Here is a 16335-nt window from a genome sequence, read left to right as displayed (position 1 = left end):
ACATAGATGTCGCCTTTTTTATTCAGCAATAAGCTGCTCTGTGACAGACTGAGCCAGGGAGAGACTGGCAGTCAATCCCGGCGACTCAATACCAAATAAATTAATAAGGCCAGAAATGCCGTGAATACGCCTATCTTCAATGATGAAATCTTGTGGCCCGGTTGTTTGTAACTTAGGTCTTATTCCCGCGTAATCAATTTGCAATTTACTCTTCTCAACCTGTGGCCAGTAGCGTTGTATGGCTTGATAAAATTTATCTAAAGCGCTGTTATCTGTTGCGTAATCAATGGCGTCGATAAACTGAGTATCTGGTCCGAAGCGCAATTGACCGGCAAGGTCAATGGTGGCGTGTATACCGAGTCCATGCTGTTCTGGTACAGGATAAATCAGGTGCTTAAATGGATGTGCCCCTTGGTAGCTAAAATATTGTCCGCGACAATAATGAATGGGCGGTATCTTTGCACTGCTTAGCCCTTCAATTTTTGCCGCATTGTACTGTGCAAATAGGCCGCCTGCGTTTATCAAGTGGGAGCAGCTGAGCGAGAAGATTTGCCCCTCACAATCGAGTGTTACCAAAAATCCCTGTTTTACTGGTGTTGCACTGATAAATTGTGTATTTGCGACAAAGTGCCCTTGGTTTTGCTCCAGTTGACCTATCAAGGAGAGCATCAACTGATGACTGTCAATAATGCCGGTTGAGGGGGAAAAGAGCCCCTCTTTGACTTTTATCTGTGGCGCTTTTTTTTGCAGCTCCGCTTGGCTTAGCCAATATAGATTGTCTACGCCATTTTGCTCGGCTTGCAATCTGAGCTTTTCTAGTGTCTGTATTTCAGCATCGTTTTGCGCTGTGATGACCTTACCGAGCATTTTGACCGGCACGCCATAGTCTTTACAGTGTTGATAAAGTAGCGCTTTACCTGCAACACAATGGCGTGCTTTTACACTGTCGGTGGGGTAATAAATGCCAGCGTGAATAACTTCACTGTTGCGACTGCTGGTGTGCTCTCCAAAATGTTTGGCTTGCTCAATCACGAAGACTTCTCGATGCTGGCTAAGCTTGGCTGCAATGGATAGACCGACGACACCGGCACCAATGATCAATGTATCAATATGGTCCATGATGTTTAGATACTTCGTTGCTTATCTGGGCGCTCAATTACCGCTGCAGTCATACGTGACACACAGCATAACTCGCTTTTGGCATTGGTGATTTTCACTTCCCATACCGATGTGCGTTTACCCAAATGTAGTGGCTTTGCTGTGGCGCGCAATGTACCGTTTCGAGAGGCTTTTAAATGATTGGCATTGATCTCTTGGCCAACACAGTAAAAGCGCTCAAAATCGACGACAAAGTTTGCCGCATAGCTGGCGACAGTCTCTGCTAAAGCAACATTGGCACCGCCATGCACCATACCGATTGGGTTGTGGTGATGGACGGTTGCAGGCATGGTGGCCACTAAATAGTCATCGCCAATTTCATCGATTTCGATGCCAAGGGTGGCCATTAATGAGCCTTTACCGTGTAAGCCTTTATCTAGAGATTGGCAAAGTTCCTTGGTAATGGGTTTAAACCAAATGCTCATTGATTGAGAACTCCTTGTTATCCAAAAGAAATAGGTTTACGGCCTGTCTTACTGTCGACCTGCCCTTGTTTTTTACGCTTTTTATTACCGCTTTTACTTTTATTAGCAGTGCTTTTTGTGGCGGTTTTCGGTGCTTTGGGCGGTGAAACTGGCTCGGAAGGACGTGGGTTCGGTGTTGCATCTTCGGCGAGCGTCAGCATAAAGACCTCACCGTCAAAGTGCAGTGTGTCACCAGAGTAAATTTTTCTGCGTTTTTGCGTGCATAGCTCATCATTCACGGCAATGTAGCCGAGGGTGATCAGCTGTTTTGCCTGTCCGCCAGTTTCTGCGAAATCGAGTACTTTGAGTAAATTGCAAAGCTCGATGGGTTCTTCTTCAAGTTCAATTTCAACGTATTCTTGATTCATATCACAACTCATAATGCGACTTTGCGACAGTATACCGCGCAGTTAAGATGAATGACGAAACTTTTTCGTGATTGTTGTGGTCTTTAATGTAATTGCAGCATTTGGTGTGTATTTTGCTTGCAACTTTGATTGATTCCATTTTGACAACACAGGGAGATCAACCATGGGTATTCGCTCTAAACTAAAAAAAGAGCTGATGAATTTGGACGCACTGGGTTTAATGACCGCTGATGACGTGCGTGCTTACCTTAATGTTCACCTTAAGATTGCGCGTGATAAGTTCTCTCTGATCTCACGTTTCAATACGCATCACAGCCAAGTCCAAGCGGGTTTGCCGAGCACTGAAAAGGCATTGAAATTTGAACGCCATAGATTATTTAAAGATGTGCTTTACCCAAAAACGGCGGTACAAAAATGGCTTGCACAGGCAAGCTGAACAAATTCGAGACTGTCTAAAGTAGTGCACCATAGCTGATCAACAGGTGCACTTTTTTATATCGAATTTTACACAATACCTGCATTATAGCGTTGGTATCTTATTGGCTTTTTGTGTGTACTCTAAACTAAAGTTAATGTTTTCTAATGCCGGTTTGAAGGGCAGTTGATAGCCCTCGATGGCGACGACAGGAAATTCATTCAACAGCTGCGCATACATTTTTTGCGTTTGTGGGAGCAATAAAAAGTCGATAAATGCCAATGCATTCTTTTTGTTTGGGGCATGTTTCGCGATGGCTGCTGTGGTGGTAGATACGGGCGTTGTTCCATTTGCCATTTGCAAAAAGTGCATTGCAAGTTGCGAGGCAATTTTTACTTCCTGCTTATTATTCGACTGCTTCATCATATGCCAGTAGTAATGGTTTGCTAGTGCATATTGGCATTGTCCTTTAGCAAGTCCACGTAGCTGATCTCTATCGCCACCTGAAGGGCGTTTTGCTAGTAGTTTGTTGGCGTTTTTTATCCATTGAGTATCTTGTTCACGATTGCCTGATAGCAAGCTGGCAAACAAGGTTTTGTTATAGCTATGACGCCAATCTCTAACACAAAACTTGCCCTGCATTTGCGGCTCACTGAATTGCGCAAAATAGGTCGGAATAAATGAACTGGATGTGTCATTTTTTCGGGTGAAAAGTGCACGGGTTCGCATGGATAGGCTCACCCAGTGTTGATCTGGATCTTTAAACACATCAGGCAGAACAGACCAACCTTTTAACTCTGTCATTGGCTGCAATAGTGCGCGATGGGCACTGAGTTGCACCAAATCTGAGCTGAGAATCACATCCGCTCGAGACTGTGCACCGTCGGCTTTTAAACGCGACAGTAAAAAGTGAGACTTGCCATTGACCAAGTTTACTTTGACCCCACTGTGTTGTTCAAACGCTTGTAGCATTGGCTTGATAAGTTCGTACTTGCGGAACGAATAGACGTTAAGCTCGTCATCATCGGCTAAAACTTGGGTACTTAGTAGCAAAAACGGGTAAAAACAACAAAGTTTACTTTTAATCATCGCAAATAAGAATTATTATCAAGTGGTGCAATGGTACAGTGTTATGAGCGGATGTCTAGAGTAAAAAAGTGGGAAAAATTCTTTCAATCACCAATTAAGTTTGGCGGTTGGATTTACAGCATATACCTGTTCGTGATCTGCTATATGGCCGTGGTTTTTCACGATCATTATACTCAGCGCAGTCATCATCAGCTTGAGCAGCAAGTGGCGCAATATCAATCCAGAATGAGTGAGCAACTACAACGCTTTGCTCATTTGTTATATTCGATAGAAGCTTATCTAAGGGCAACGCCAGAGATCACACCGGAACAGTTTTACCATTTAGCTCAATCTCAGCTGGCGGGTTTAGAACTTGAATTAAGTTTGGAATCCTACGCCATTATCGAGCGGGACCAGGTTGCTCAGTTGGAGCAACAATATCGTGAATTAGGCTTTTTCGACTTTACAGTACACTTGCCATACACGCAAAGTATTCGCTATTTAACCATGGTTAAGACCGCGCCAGTGTCTGAATTTGGTCATTTGCTAGGAAGTGCTGTAGCGATATCGGATGCGTTATCTGAGCGTTTAAAAAACAGTGAGCTACAAGCAGTGAATTGGCCGATGTCTGATCGTTGGAGCGTTGTTATTGAGCAATTCAACAGCGCTAGTGTTGCTAAAGCATTAGGCATAGGATTTGAGCTCCAACACTTATTAGAAGGCTTATTCAGTCAAGTTTACCAAGACAATGGCCATCAAGTGAGGGTAATTTCAGGGGATCAACTTCTATTTACATCAGATTGGCAAAGCCATCATCAATTATTCGATAAGCAACCGGGTATCATTGAAAATATGGACTTTTTTGGCCATCAAATTGAAATTCACCTCTATACGCAAGAACAGCTGGAGCCTTCATTTTTCAATAATTATTCGCTGATCATCGCCATGGTAGTATTAATTGCGGCTGCGCTGGGGTTGATGGTGTTGTTTCAAGTACGTTATTTATCAAGACAGCATCAAACGGTGAATACGCTTGTAGAAGAGCGCACGGCGAGCTTGGCACAGGCGAACGATCAATTAAAACATGCCTCTGACAAAAGACTATCTGCACTGCAACAGCAAATTGTTGCTGAGCGCAAATATAAAAGTTTATTTGTTAACAGCAGTGAAGGCTTATTTGTATTGGATAAACATGGCGTGCTAGTAGATGCAAACCCCGCATTTAAAGCGTTGCTAATCGGTCAAGCGTCATCATTTAATGGTCTTAAACTCAGTGATTTAATGCTTGATAGTGACTTTGCAGCGACGTGGCGCAAGATGGTCTCAAAGTTTGAGCAGCACGATGAATTGGAGTGGTTAGCGGGTTCAAACCATTCCAGTGGTGTTTGGTTGCGACAGACTGGCTCATGGATCTGTCATAGTCATGACACCATCTATGAAGGCCGCGTGACAGATATTACGCAGATCAAGCTATTTAATGAGCAGCTCAAATATAAGGCTCAGCATGATAGCTTAACGGATTTACTCAATCGGCAGACTTTTTTACAGTTGGTTGAAGCCTGCCGAACCCGCAACTCGGGTCAGTTTGTTTTGCTTTATATCGACCTAGACCGCTTTAAACTGATCAACGACACATTAGGTCATCTTGCTGGTGATAAGTTGCTGGTTGAATTTGCCGCGCGGATGCGAGAATTAGTTGGCAGTTATGCGGATATTGCACGTTTAGGCGGCGATGAATTTGCTGTATTGCTTGATGCTAATGCATTGCAGGCACCTTTAGAGCTGTTGCTTGAAGATATTTTAGTTGCCGTGCGAGAGCCATTTAGTTATCAGGGGAGCAAGCATTCGGTCAGTGGCAGCGTTGGTGTGCGTCGTTTTACGGCACCTTGCCACAATTATGAAGCAGAGAAATTACTGCATGATGCTGATGTGGCGATGTATGAAGCGAAAAAGCGCGGTAAAAATGACTTTCATATCTTTACCTCGACCATTGCTGATGAAGCTGCTCGTCGTTTGTTGATTGAGCGCGAATTACAAACGCTGAACATGGACACTGAGTTATCACTGCGATTCCAGCCTATTTATTGCCAGCTCGGAAAATCCATTATAGGGTTTGAAGCACTCCTGCGTTGGCATAGTCCTAAGCTTGGTATTGTCAGTCCTGCTGAGTTTATTCCAATTGCTGAAGAGTGCGCGCAAATTGTTAAATTAGGACATTGGGTTTTTTCTCGAGCCATGCAGTGTGTAAAGCGCTTTCCCAACAAACGTATTTTTATGAGTGTGAATGTTTCGCCTTTGCAATTGCAACATAAAGGGTTTATGACTTGGTTATTGCAACAATTTAAACAGACAGAGTTAGACCCTACGCAATTTAAAATTGAACTCACTGAATCGGCTATGATGGCGCAGGAAAACAGCTTGATTGCGCCACTGCAAAAATTGCATGAGATGGGTTTTGGTATTTATATTGATGATTTTGGTACAGGTTATAGTAGCTTATCTCGCTTAAATGTTTTGCCTGTAGATGGCTTGAAAATAGATCGCGCATTCGTTAACGGAATTGAAAATGTGGGTAATCCACGTCAGTTGATTGAGGCTATTTGTGCCATTGCCAACAGCTTCAACCTCACAGTGACAGCAGAAGGGATAGAGCAACCTGCGCAGTTGTCGGTATTGTCCTCTCTTTATTGTCAGCAAATGCAAGGCTACTTGATGAGTAAGCCTTTATTAGAAGAAGAAGCTTTGCATTTACTGTATCTTGAGCAGAACAAAAAAGTTGCCGAGTTTGCCAGTTAACAGGTTGACCTCAACCATGCTTTAGGTTTTATCTTACTGCGCGAATGATAGCGCGATATAAAATTAAGCAAGATTAAAGGAGGTGTTATGACACCGTCGCAATTGGCACTGTATTTATCTAAGTTAGGGTTAGAAACACCCAAGAGTTGTAATTTAGCCTTTGTTGAACAGCTTATAAAAGCCCACCTCGCGCGGTTTAGTTTTAGCAGTATTAATGCGATGCAAGATAAATTATTAAGCTTGGAGTTTGATGTTGTATTTGCTCGTGTGGTCGAAAAAGAGCAGGGCGGTTACTGTTTCGAGCACAATAAAATCCTGATGCTAGCATTGCAATCGCTGGGTTTTAATGTTTCTCCTTTGCTTGCTAGAGTCTTACTGAATGGTAAATGGGACAATCCTCGCTCACATCGCGTGACGTTGCTTAAATACAACCAGAGTGAATATTTAGTCGATGTGGGTTTTGGTAGTAAAACGCCACGTATTTTAATACCCATTGATAATACCACCGATGTATGCGATGAATATTCTGCTTACCACATTGAGCGCAGTGCACAGCGCGCGGTACTGACGCTCACATCACCTAAGTCGATACCCTTGTATGATGTTGAATTCTCTGAGACCTTTGAAAGTGATTGCGATGTGGCACACTTTCATTGCCATCAGCATCCAGACTCACTGTTTGTAAATCACTTAGTCTTATCACGGATGGTACAAACAGAGTACCATACGCTAAATAACTTGTTATACGTGTATCGCAATGAGGAAACCGCAGAGGTCCATGAGACCTTGATTAAGGATGTTGCGCAGTTAAAGGCGATTATCAAAGATGTGTTTTTATTGATTATCTCTGAGCATGAAATCAACTGGGTGTATGATAAGGCGGCTTTAAATATGTCAGAGACGCACTAAGCAGCTGCTTAGTGCGTCTAAGTATTTAGGTTTTGTTCATTTGCTCGATAAAGGCGGTGGAGTCTGCAATTGAGCGGTTCATATCTGTTATTAGACCCTGAATATCACGCTTTAAATTGGTAAATTCCCCTCTGATTGCCGCAATGGCTTGTGCATTGAGGTTGTGTTTTAGATATAAGACATTGTCTTTCATGGAGTCGAGGACGGGCTGCATTTTTGACTCGCTTTTGCGCATTGAGCGTAGCAGCTTGTCATATTGTCTTTGAGTTTGTCGCAGTTTTTGCTCACTGCTGCGTTTTAACTTTGGATTGCTGAACTGTTCAAGTTCAGTTTCCCATTCTTCGAATAAGGCATCGGCAACAGACTCTACTTTATCAATATTATCAGTGACAGATTGCGCCGCTTTTTCACTCGCTTCAAAGTCACTATTCAATTGCTCGTAGACACTTTGTAACTCTCCACCATCAAAATCAATGAGAACGGATAAGCGCTCAAGTGCGTTTTGAAACTCTTGTTGAGAGGTTTGTTGAGATTGCTGAGTGTCTTCAACGCGATCAACAAGAATATCACGTTTATGTACACCAACCTGCTCCCATGCAGAATAATAAGCATTTTGCGCACTTTTACAGCCACTCAACAAGGCGCAAGCGGCAATCAAAGTGTAAATTTTTAGGTATTTTAGGGGCATACTTTATCCTTTTACTTAATAGGGCTACTTTAAATTATGAAGTGGATTGGTAAGATGTGCAAAGCAATCATCAATGTATAAATAATTATGAAACAACATTGGCCACAAATAAAAGCGCAAGCGCGCGCTGCTTTAGATGCGCAGCCGAGTTGGTGGGGGCGTTTTTTCCAGCGCTGCAAAGAAGATCAGCTCACTATTAATGCCGGTTATTTGGCATATGTCACCTTGCTTTCTTTAGTGCCGCTTATCGCGGTGGGGGTTGCGATTTTCACAGCATTCCCTGGATTTGAGAATACCCGTCTGGCTATCGAAAACTTTATTTTTACTAATTTTGTCCCGACTTCTACTGACACTATAAAGGCACACATCAGTGCGTTTGCCGGGAATGCAAACCAAATGACCGCAGTGGGAATTAGCTTTTTGGCTGCGGTGGCATTGCTACTGATCCGCAATGTGGACAGTGCCTTAAATCGCATCTGGCGCGTTGAGACTAAACGTCCGCTGATGATTTCATTTGCGATTTATTGGATGGTATTAACGCTTGGGCCTGTGCTACTGGGGGCCAGTATCGGTGTTACCTCTTACATTGTGTCTTTGGTATCGTTCGCCGATCAAGGGATCCCTGGCTTTAGTGGTTTGTTATTAAAATTACTGCCTTATGTAATTTCAATGGCAGGCTTCATTATGCTCTATACTTTAGTTCCAAATACACGTGTGTCGTTTAAAGCCGCGATACCGGGCGCATTATTTGCTGCCTTTTTATTTGAGCTGACGAAAAGAGGGTTTGCAATGTATATCAGCCACTTTCCGTCATATGAGGTCATATATGGTGCGCTGGCAACTATTCCTATTTTATTTGTTTGGGTGTATTTATCATGGATGGTGGTGTTATTAGGCGCTGAGTTTACAGCTTGTTTAGCCGAACATCATGAACGGGAGAGCGACACACCTCAATCATGAGGTAAATCCATGACCCTACTGTATCAGCCAACAGAGCCGCTGCGCAGTTTTCATTTACCGCTTTCTCACGGCCACCAAATGCACGTTGAGGAGTATGGTAACGCCGCAGGCGTTCCGCTGTTGGTTTTGCATGGCGGCCCCGGAGCAGGGCTGCATAGGGCAGCTCAAAGCTATTTTAATCCAAAGCGCTACCGAATTATTTTGTATAGTCAAAGGGGATGTGGCAACTCTTCCCCTCAATCACTTGAGCACAACCACACCGCATTACTTGTTGATGATATTGTGACGCTATTGGATTATCTCGACATTCCACGTTGTGTTTTCGCAGGTGGGTCGTGGGGCGCGACGTTAGCCTTGTGGTTTGCAATGCAACATGTTCATCGCGTATCCGGGGTGATCACATGGGCGAGTTTTTTCTCGACTGCATCAGATATCGCTTGGTTATATGGTGGCACAGGTGCGGGAGCTCAGTTTTATCCGGAGCGCTTTACGCAGTTTTCACAGGGACTCGCCTCACATCAGCAGGTGTTATCTCATTATCAACAGCAACTATTTGGTGACGATGAATTATCACAGCACAAAGCGGCGCAGCTTTGGCATGATTGGGATATGCAATTAAGCGTGGAAACACAATTGCAGCGATATCAACTTGCCTCACCAGTGCATATTGTCGCCCAGGCTAGATTAATGGTGCATTACATGTCTAATCAATGTTTTTTAGAAGATGAAGCGTTATTTAAGCATGCTCATAATCTAAAACCTCTGCCTATTTGGATGATCCACAGCCGCCATGATTTAGTGTGTCGTTTTGCCATGGCACAAAAATTTGCTGCATCATTGAATGCTCGGCTACTTATTTTAGAAGGCGTTGGGCACTGCACGTCAAATCAAGTATATTCGGAGGCTATTCGCCGTGCGGCAGACTTACTGCTGTGCAAAATAGATAAAAACAGAGGTTAAAGTGCAAGGATTAATTCAAAGGGTCAAGTTTGCGAAAGTTGAAGTTGATGGAAAAGTTGTTGGAGAAATTCAGCAGGGCATTTTACTTTTGCTCGGTGTAGAAAAAATCGATGAGGAGCAAAGTGCGGATAAATTACTGCATAAAGTCAGTAACTACCGAATTTTCACCGATGATGCAGGCAAGATGAATTTGAGTCTTAAAGACATTGGTGGTGAATTACTGGTGGTTTCACAATTTACATTGGCCGCTGATACGAAAAAAGGCATGCGACCCAGCTTTTCTTCAGCTGGCACGCCAGAGCAAGCAAAGCGACTTTATGAATATTTTGTTGAACAGGCTAAAGCGCTTGGTATTACAGTGGCAACAGGGCAATTTGCTGCGGATATGCAGGTGAGTTTGTGTAACGATGGGCCGGTGACATTTAATCTATCTGTCTAGCGCTCAACCACGATAATATGATTTGCATAGCCGGGTACTTGATGTATATGTGGCTTTTTTCCGAAGTTGATAATGAGCAAGTGCTCTAGTTGCTTTAACTGCGATTCGTGTTCTGCAATAAAGTTGATAAATAGTACGCCCTGCTCCGACAGCTTATTGCGTAGTAGGGTGTAAAATTTATGCTGGTATAAAAATCGTGGCGCATCCAATTCACTGAAGAGATCTAAAATAATCCAGTTAAAAGGACGACTATGCTCAAGCTCTAAGACTTTGTAGGCGTCACTGCAATTGACTTCACTGATGTGATCTCCGCCAAAGTAGCGCTTATAGCAGTGTATAATGTCGGGATTGTTCTCGACAGAAATTACCTGACAATCTTCGTGCACACTATGTAGATAGTCACGGATGGCACCGGCCCCTAGCCCCAATTCAAGCACCCGATCTGGTGTTGGGTATTTTTGCCATAGGTCATCCAACACTTGCAAATGAGGGAAAAGCAAGTGCTCCGGGTGATTCAGTTCAACGATTGACTGTAAAGTATTGTTTATCAATAGCCAACGAAGCGTTTTTTCTTGTCGAACTTGTATGCTCGTTTTTCCGTGCTTATGCCAATATAACAAATGGCCAAGCTCGTGGCTTTGGGCGACAAAATCGTTGCTGACGGTTCCTGATTCAGTTAAAAAATCTTGCATAGTTCCATCAGCATAGACAAGGATTGAGGTAATTCCACTGTGTTTAGATGATTTTACACAATTAGTCGATGATTTTGTGTTGAACATTTCCTGTTCAGGATTTTTCTTGTAAGGTAGAACACAAAAATGGCACGCGCATGGGTGTGCATTAAAAGGAGTAAATATGTTTCCAGTCATTTCGCCGCAAAGTAGCCAAGATTGGCAAGATTATTATCAATTGCGTTGGCAGGTACTCAGAGCGCCTTGGGATCAACCAAGAGGTTCAGAGCAAGACGATTTAGAGCAAGATGCTGAGCACAGGTACATCAAAAACAATGAAGGCGAAGTGCTGGCAGTTGCACGTTTACATTTTAATAATCACCTTCAAGCACAAGTACGTTACATGGCTGTGGGCGAAGGGCACCGAGGTCAACACCTGGGTAGCCGATTGCTACATGAGCTGGAAAAGATTGCTTGGACGCAAGATGCGCAGGAGCTGGTGTTGTTTGCCAGAGAGCGCGCTTTGGCATTTTATGAGCGTCATGGCTATAAAGTGGTTGAAAAAGCACACCTTGCTTATGATGATGTACAGCATTGGAAAATGGTCAAGCAAAAGCCATCAGAGCCAGGTTGGTTCAGACATCCAGATTGGACGCAAGTGTTACAAGATACGTGGCGTGAGTCTATTCCTATCAGTGATGCTATGGGCATTAAAGTTGAAAGTTACACTGATTGGCAGTTCTCGACAAAAGCGGACTTGAAAGCCAACTTGAATTTGCACAACTCTATGTTTGCAGGCTCCGTTTATAGCATGGCGACTCTGACGGGGTGGGGCGCAACATATCTGGCGTTAAAAGAGCTTAATCTCGAAGGCGATATTGTTCTTGCAGATGCTGAAATTAAATATCTTAAACCGCTAACGACAGCGCCAGGTGCTACGGTGACTTTGTCCGAGTGTAGTGGCGAATTGTCAGAGCTTGAGACTGAAGGCAAGGCCAAGTATACGGTGCCAGTCAACGTATACGATGGTGATGTCTTAGTGGCGAAGTTTTGCGGCGTGTTCTTTGTAAAACGCTAGAAAACATGTCCGGTCAAGTGCATCTTGACCGGATTGATAAGGGTTTAGAGTAAATCTGTGATGGCGATACCTAGGCCCAGTCGCTGAATATGCGCATTGTAATCGATGAGACTTTCTCCATATCCATTGAAGTATTGTGCATAGCCACGAACGCGCCCTGAAATAGGGAATGACCAATCTAGTTGAACGGCACCACGGTTATCACCGCCAGCATTGTTACGCAGCATCATGCCCACTTCATGATCATTGTCAAAGCGATAGGCACCACTAAGTTCAAAATAGCCCATATACTTGTGGATATCTGGGTTATCATCGCCTTTTGCTAAGTTATCTGCTGGCTTTTCATCTTCAGGTAACCTGTACCAAGGTTTGAAGCTAAAAACGAAGCCATCATATTCCCAAATGAAATTAGCATAGATACGGTTCCATGATCGTGAGTTGGGCTGGCTTCTGCCATTTGACTGGTGTGAAATACCCAGTACAAAAGCCATTTCATCGCCCCATAAGACATTCTCATCATCTAGGAAGTTCACCCAGAATATTTCAGGCTCATAGTTGGTTTCTCTAAAGGGAGATGAAATGTCTTTGTTGTAGACCTGCCAATATGACTGCAGCGTGACACCCATATAAATGGCCTGATCTTTATCTTTAAAGTTATGATAAATAGGCAGCTTTAAGGAAATTTGGTATTTTGCTTCAACGTTATCAAGTGGTTCGCCTTCTTTATTGGCCATATCAGCAAAGCCATCAAATGGGCGATTATTGGGATTTTTGATGTATGAGACCGGCAGAATATAATTTCTATGGTGCGGAGTCAGCACATTGCGGTTTTTTTCAGTGACTCGCTCTCTAGCCATGCGTTTATCAAGTTGGCTCAGTGCACTCACTTGTTGCTCACAATATTCGCGTACCTCTTTAATAGTACGGGTATCATCTCCAGAAATAGTCTGATTTAAAATACACTGATTGAGGGCCGCGACCTCATCTTCTGAGGCACTTGCAGCCTGTGTGCTTTGGGCACAGAGAGCCACAAGCAGGGTAGCTGAGAGCTTAGTAAAGTCCATATTTAATTCCAACAAGAAAGAGAGTTTCCAAACAAAACAGATAGGTTATTCCGTGCACAATAACCAAGATTCATTGGCCGCTATAGTATAAGTAAGTGGTGAAAAAGCCCAGCATATTCAACACAAAGGTGGTAAACAGAAGCGGAGTGCTCATATAGAGCACTCAAATGAGATTAGGCGTCGAGTCTTGAAACGACAAAGTATGGATTAAGGTAAGACTCTTTTTGATTATACGTCAGTGGCGAGCCATCGATTTGGCTAACAGTTGCACCGGCTATACTTGCCACCGCGTGGCCTGCACCTGTGTCCCACTCGCTGGTTGGGCCAAGTCGAGGATAAATATCTGCTTCGCCTTCAGCCACTAAACACAGCTTAAGAGAACTGCCTTTTGGCACCATTTCCACATCATCAAACTGTGCAAGATAGTCTGCTAATTCAGTTGATGGGTGTGAGCGAGAGCCAACCACTTTGATGGTACCTTGATTTGGCTTCTTAGTTACTTTGAGCTCAATGCGGGCTTCACCGCATTCTCTAAATGCGCCAATGCTTTGTGCAGCTAAGTAGCAAATGTTCAGTGCTGGGGCAAAGACCACCCCCATGGTTGGCTTGCCCTTCTCAATCAGAGCAATGTTTACAGTAAACTCGCCATTCTTTTTTATAAACTCTTTAGTGCCATCGATTGGGTCTACTAACCAATAGCGTTGCCAAGTTTGGCGCTCTTGCCAGCTGATATTGGCACTTTCTTCGCTTAAAATGGGAATGTCCGGCGTTAAGCGCGAAAGGCCTGCGGTGATGACTCGATTCGCAGCCAAGTCAGCTTCTGTTACTGGACTGTCATCATTTTTAAACTCGATGGCAAAATCTTTGGCATAAATTTGCATAATCTCTTCGCCAGCGAGGCGAGAAAGCTCGACGAGTTCTTCGAGCAGGTCGGTATCATTCATAGGTTATCCTTGCTACTGGATGATATTCTTATCTTTTAAGTAATCTATCAGTTGCTGGACGGACTGCTCAAGTGAATTCTCACCTGTGTTCAATCTTATTTCAGGGGCAACGGGTGGCTGGTAGTCAGAATCGATACCAGTAAAGTTCTTGATTTCACCTGCACGGGCTTTTTTGTATAAGCCTTTCGGGTCACGTTGTTCACACACTTCCAGTGGGGTGTCTAAAAAGACTTCGATGAATTCACCGTCTTCAACGAGATTTCTTACCATATCTCGCTCTGCTTGGAACGGCGAAATAAACGCGGTCAGTACGATAAGGCCAGCATCAACCATGAGCTTACTAAGCTCACCTACTCGGCGAATATTCTCAACACGATCTGCATCACTGAAGCCGAGATCTTTACATAGACCGTGCCTTACATTATCACCGTCGAGTAAGTACGTATGCACACCACTTTGGTGAAGAGCACTTTCAAGGGCATTGGCCACAGTACTTTTCCCTGAACCAGAAAAGCCAGTGAACCAAAGGATCACAGGTTTATGGCCTTTGAGCTCACTGCGATGTGTTTTTTCAACGGCATAATTATGCCAAACAATATTTTTATCCATGAAGCTATCCATTAAAAGGGAAAGACCAATGGGATCAAGGTCAGGACGGTAATAGAATAAATAATTGATAGCGGAACGCCTACCGTAACATAGTCTTTTATGCGGTAGTTTCCGGCACTATACACCATCAAGTTTGTTTGATAACCAAAGGGTGAAATAAAGCTGGCTGACGCACCAAATGCAACAGCCATGATAAAGGGGAGTGGGTCTACGCCAAAACCAATGGCTAGTGCATAAGCTACTGGAAAAGACAATGCAGCTGCTGCATTGTTGGTGATAAGTTCCGTAAAGACCACTGTCATCACAAAGATGGCGATAAAGGCACCATAAGGCCCAAAGTCTCCGAGCAATAAAAAGAGGGCATCAGAGAGCTGAGCAGCCAAGCCGGTTTCTATCATTAATTTGGCAAGGCCAATTGCGCTGCCGACAATCGCCAGTAACTCAATAGGAAAACGGCGTTTCATTTCGTTCACCTTGATGGTGCCAAGGGCGACCAGTGCAAGTAGCAGCACCATCAGGCCTTTTACTAAAGGCACGATGTCAAATATACCCAAGCCAATGACCGCTGCAAATCCAATTAACACATGGCCAGATTGCTTTTTAGTTAAATGTGTTTGTAAATCTAGTCCTGAGATATACACAAACTCTCGCTTGAGATCTGGCAGATTATAAAAGTCACTGCCAGGCGCCAGAATGAGTGAATCACCGGCTTGCAATTTCACTTTACCAAGGCCGCCTTGTAAGCGGTCATGGCCACGGCGAATGGCAATAACGGCGGCATGAAACTGCTCGCGAAAACGGATTTCTTTAATGGTTTTACCAATATATTTGGATGACTGACTCACCACGACTTCGACCAGGTGTTCTACGTCTTTTTCGTGTTTATCATGAACCACCTGAAGGCCGTCAAAGCGACGTAATAAAGGCACTGATTTTATGTCGCCAACAAAGAGTAATACGTCTCCTTGGCAAATTTCTTGCTGTGGGGTGACAGCGCAAATGCGTCGCTCACCGCGGATAATTTCTGCTAGGAATAAGTCTTTTAAATCACGCAGTCCATTTTCTTCAACAGTACGACCAATCAGCTTTGAATCTGCTGCGACTTTGCCTTCTAAATAAAAGGGCACCACTTCTTGGTCTTCGGTACCGTGATCAGGCAGAAATTTAAGCAGTAATAATATGGTCATTAGACCCACGACAAGTGCGCCAATGCCCACTAACGTGAAATCAAAAAAGCCCAGCGGAGCCATGCCAGCGTCAACGGCAAAGCCATTGACGATTAAATTTGTTGATGTGCCAATGAGGGTTAATGTACCGCCTAAAATTGCGGTATATGACAATGGCAAAAGTAATTTAGAGGGCGAATGTGTTTGGCTCTCTTTGATGGTACTGATAAGCGAAGCCACAACCGCAGTGTTGTTCGTAAAAGACGATAAAAACGCAGTAGAGAGGCCAAGCTTCATCACTGATTTGGATAAGCTGCCACTGGCAAGTGTGCTGGCAAGCTTTTGTACCAATGTAGTTTTTTCAATGGCAATAGAGACTAAGATCAGTAAAACAAGGGTGATCAAAGAGGGGTTGGCGTAGTTCACCAACATAGATTCCAACTCGATTAATCCGGTTAAATAACTCACGCCAATGGCGCTGACGAATAACCAAGCTGGATTGAGTCGTGTGCCAAATAAGCACACGACTAAAGCGAGCATAATGCCTGTTAAGATGATCTGATCAACTAGCACGTTTT

17 protein-coding genes are annotated in these 16335 nt (G+C 43.8%); 7 read left to right on the top strand and 10 right to left on the bottom strand.

All coding sequences use genetic code 11. The features are described 5' to 3' along the window. Window positions 1-18: 18 nt before the first annotated feature. Genes L1077_RS25085 through L1077_RS25075 form a run of 3 tightly spaced genes read right to left on the bottom strand, consistent with a single transcriptional unit; the run spans window position 19 to window position 1990 of the window. Window positions 19-1119 (bottom strand): NAD(P)/FAD-dependent oxidoreductase, encoded by a 1101-nt coding sequence (locus tag L1077_RS25085; protein ID WP_237139521.1) that lies wholly within the window; start codon window positions 1117-1119, stop codon window positions 19-21. Between the two features lie 5 nt (window positions 1120-1124). Further along, window positions 1125-1583: a PaaI family thioesterase gene (locus L1077_RS25080; RefSeq protein ID WP_237139520.1), complete on the bottom strand. Its 459-nt coding sequence runs from the start codon at window positions 1581-1583 to the stop codon at window positions 1125-1127. A gap of 17 nt (window positions 1584-1600) precedes the next feature. Further along, the gene (locus L1077_RS25075) at window positions 1601-1990 is read right to left on the bottom strand and encodes an RNA-binding S4 domain-containing protein (protein ID WP_237139519.1); all 390 of its coding nucleotides are present in this window, start codon (window positions 1988-1990) and stop codon (window positions 1601-1603) included. A gap of 163 nt (window positions 1991-2153) precedes the next feature. Here L1077_RS25075 and L1077_RS25070 point away from each other — a divergent pair, with 163 nt between their 5' ends. After that, on the top strand, window positions 2154-2426 hold the full coding sequence (locus tag L1077_RS25070) for a hypothetical protein (RefSeq protein ID WP_046354610.1): 273 nt from the start codon (window positions 2154-2156) through the stop codon (window positions 2424-2426). 84 nt (window positions 2427-2510) lie between these two features. Here the strand turns inward: L1077_RS25070 and L1077_RS25065 are convergent, their stop codons facing one another. Next, window positions 2511-3494, bottom strand: a complete 984-nt coding sequence (locus L1077_RS25065; RefSeq protein ID WP_237139518.1) for an extracellular solute-binding protein — start codon at window positions 3492-3494, stop codon at window positions 2511-2513. 51 nt (window positions 3495-3545) lie between these two features. Here L1077_RS25065 and L1077_RS25060 point away from each other — a divergent pair, with 51 nt between their 5' ends. Both L1077_RS25060 and L1077_RS25055 read left to right on the top strand, forming a co-directional pair. After that, window positions 3546-6269, top strand: coding sequence for a putative bifunctional diguanylate cyclase/phosphodiesterase (locus L1077_RS25060; protein WP_237139517.1), 2724 nt, complete (start codon window positions 3546-3548; stop codon window positions 6267-6269). 87 nt (window positions 6270-6356) lie between these two features. Then, the gene (locus L1077_RS25055) at window positions 6357-7178 is read left to right on the top strand and encodes an arylamine N-acetyltransferase family protein (protein WP_237139516.1); all 822 of its coding nucleotides are present in this window, start codon (window positions 6357-6359) and stop codon (window positions 7176-7178) included. A gap of 25 nt (window positions 7179-7203) precedes the next feature. Here the strand turns inward: L1077_RS25055 and L1077_RS25050 are convergent, their stop codons facing one another. Further along, window positions 7204-7866 carry a DUF2959 domain-containing protein gene (locus L1077_RS25050; protein WP_237139515.1) on the bottom strand — a complete coding sequence of 221 codons (663 nt, stop codon included), beginning with the start codon at window positions 7864-7866 and terminating at the stop codon, window positions 7204-7206. An 87-nt stretch (window positions 7867-7953) separates the two neighbouring features. Here L1077_RS25050 and L1077_RS25045 point away from each other — a divergent pair, with 87 nt between their 5' ends. Genes L1077_RS25045 through dtd form a run of 3 tightly spaced genes read left to right on the top strand, consistent with a single transcriptional unit; the run spans window position 7954 to window position 10225 of the window. After that, window positions 7954-8826 carry a virulence factor BrkB family protein gene (locus L1077_RS25045; protein WP_237139514.1) on the top strand — a complete coding sequence of 291 codons (873 nt, stop codon included), beginning with the start codon at window positions 7954-7956 and terminating at the stop codon, window positions 8824-8826. A gap of 9 nt (window positions 8827-8835) precedes the next feature. Beyond that, the gene (locus tag L1077_RS25040; RefSeq protein WP_237139512.1) at window positions 8836-9786 is read left to right on the top strand and encodes an alpha/beta fold hydrolase; all 951 of its coding nucleotides are present in this window, start codon (window positions 8836-8838) and stop codon (window positions 9784-9786) included. A gap of 1 nt (window position 9787) precedes the next feature. After that, complete coding sequence (gene dtd / locus L1077_RS25035; RefSeq protein ID WP_237139511.1) at window positions 9788-10225, top strand: D-aminoacyl-tRNA deacylase; 438 nt, start codon at window positions 9788-9790, stop codon at window positions 10223-10225. Here dtd and L1077_RS25030 read toward each other — a convergent pair. Continuing rightward, window positions 10222-10917 carry a spermidine synthase gene (locus L1077_RS25030; RefSeq protein ID WP_237139510.1) on the bottom strand — a complete coding sequence of 232 codons (696 nt, stop codon included), beginning with the start codon at window positions 10915-10917 and terminating at the stop codon, window positions 10222-10224. The genes dtd and L1077_RS25030 overlap by 4 nt on opposite strands. A gap of 163 nt (window positions 10918-11080) precedes the next feature. Here L1077_RS25030 and L1077_RS25025 point away from each other — a divergent pair, with 163 nt between their 5' ends. Further along, on the top strand, window positions 11081-11974 hold the full coding sequence (locus L1077_RS25025; protein WP_237139509.1) for a bifunctional GNAT family N-acetyltransferase/hotdog fold thioesterase: 894 nt from the start codon (window positions 11081-11083) through the stop codon (window positions 11972-11974). 44 nt (window positions 11975-12018) lie between these two features. Here the strand turns inward: L1077_RS25025 and L1077_RS25020 are convergent, their stop codons facing one another. The 4 genes from L1077_RS25020 to L1077_RS25005 all read right to left on the bottom strand — a co-directional run bounded on the left by L1077_RS25020 (window position 12019) and on the right by L1077_RS25005 (window position 16297). Then, window positions 12019-13038, bottom strand: coding sequence for a phospholipase A (locus L1077_RS25020; protein WP_237139508.1), 1020 nt, complete (start codon window positions 13036-13038; stop codon window positions 12019-12021). A 173-nt stretch (window positions 13039-13211) separates the two neighbouring features. Further along, complete coding sequence (gene cysQ, locus L1077_RS25015; protein WP_237139507.1) at window positions 13212-13982, bottom strand: 3'(2'),5'-bisphosphate nucleotidase CysQ; 771 nt, start codon at window positions 13980-13982, stop codon at window positions 13212-13214. Between the two features lie 12 nt (window positions 13983-13994). Next, window positions 13995-14591 (bottom strand): adenylyl-sulfate kinase, encoded by a 597-nt coding sequence (gene cysC / locus L1077_RS25010; RefSeq protein WP_063361557.1) that lies wholly within the window; start codon window positions 14589-14591, stop codon window positions 13995-13997. Window positions 14592-14602: 11 nt separating this feature from the next. Next, window positions 14603-16297: an SLC13 family permease gene (locus tag L1077_RS25005; RefSeq protein WP_063361629.1), complete on the bottom strand. Its 1695-nt coding sequence runs from the start codon at window positions 16295-16297 to the stop codon at window positions 14603-14605. Window positions 16298-16335: the final 38 nt, after the last annotated feature.

Source organism: Pseudoalteromonas luteoviolacea, from assembly GCF_021654285.1.
In the GTDB taxonomy this organism is placed as follows: domain Bacteria; phylum Pseudomonadota; class Gammaproteobacteria; order Enterobacterales; family Alteromonadaceae; genus Pseudoalteromonas; species Pseudoalteromonas luteoviolacea_J.
This window is presented reverse-complemented; position numbering and strand designations above follow the sequence as displayed.